Source organism: Chiayiivirga flava (genome assembly GCF_014202825.1).
Classification (GTDB): Bacteria; Pseudomonadota; Gammaproteobacteria; order Xanthomonadales; family Xanthomonadaceae; genus Chiayiivirga; species Chiayiivirga flava.
In genome coordinates this window covers 1-1,010 of record NZ_JACHHP010000012.1, presented here as the reverse complement: position 1 = coordinate 1,010, position 1,010 = coordinate 1, and the positions used below count along the sequence as shown (strand labels likewise).

Sequence of the window (1,010 nt, the reverse complement as noted above, 5' to 3'; positions counted from 1 at the left end):
ATGGCCAAGGGCAAATTCGAACGCACCAAACCGCACGTGAACGTCGGCACGATCGGCCACGTGGATCACGGCAAGACGACGCTGACGGCGGCGCTGACGAAGATCGGCGCGGAGCGTTTCGGCGGCGAGTTCAAGGCGTACGACCAGATCGACGCGGCGCCGGAAGAGAAGGCGCGCGGTATCACGATCTCGACCGCGCACGTGGAATACGAATCGCCGACGCGCCACTACGCGCACGTCGACTGCCCGGGCCACGCGGACTACGTGAAGAACATGATCACCGGTGCGGCGCAGATGGACGGCGCGATCCTGGTGTGCTCGGCCGCGGACGGCCCGATGCCGCAGACGCGCGAGCACATCCTGCTGGCGCGTCAGGTCGGCGTGCCGTACATCGTGGTCTACCTGAACAAGGCGGACCTGGTGGACGACGCCGAGCTGATGGAGCTGGTCGAGATGGAAGTGCGCGAACTTCTGTCCAAGTACGACTTCCCCGGCGACGACACCCCGATCGTGAAGGGCTCGGCCCGCTCGGCGCTGGAAGGCGACCAGTCGGAGATCGGCGTGCCGTCGATTCTCAAGCTCGTCGACGCGCTGGACAGCTACATCCCGGAGCCGCAGCGCGACGTGGACAAGCCGTTCCTGATGCCGGTGGAAGACGTGTTCTCGATCTCGGGCCGCGGCACCGTGGTGACCGGTCGCATCGAGCGCGGCATCATCAAGGTCGGTGACGAAATCGAGATCGTCGGCATCCGTCCGACGGTGAAGACCACCGTCACGGGCGTGGAAATGTTCCGCAAGCTGCTCGACCAGGGCCAGGCGGGTGACAACGCCGGTCTGCTGCTGCGCGGCACCAAGCGCGACGACGTGGAGCGCGGCCAGGTGCTGGCCAAGCCGGGTTCGATCACGCCGCACACCGAATTCGAAGCCGAAGTGTACGTGCTGTCGAAGGAAGAGGGCGGCCGCCACACCCCGTTCTTCAAGGGTTACCGTCCGCAGTTCTACTTCCGCAC

General features: G+C 65.7%; 1 protein-coding gene. It reads left to right on the top strand.

The annotated features are described in order from the left end of the window. Nucleotides 1-1,010: elongation factor Tu (gene tuf / locus HNQ52_RS16785; RefSeq protein ID WP_183962469.1), on the top strand; the 1,010-nt coding region annotated here is incomplete at its 3' end.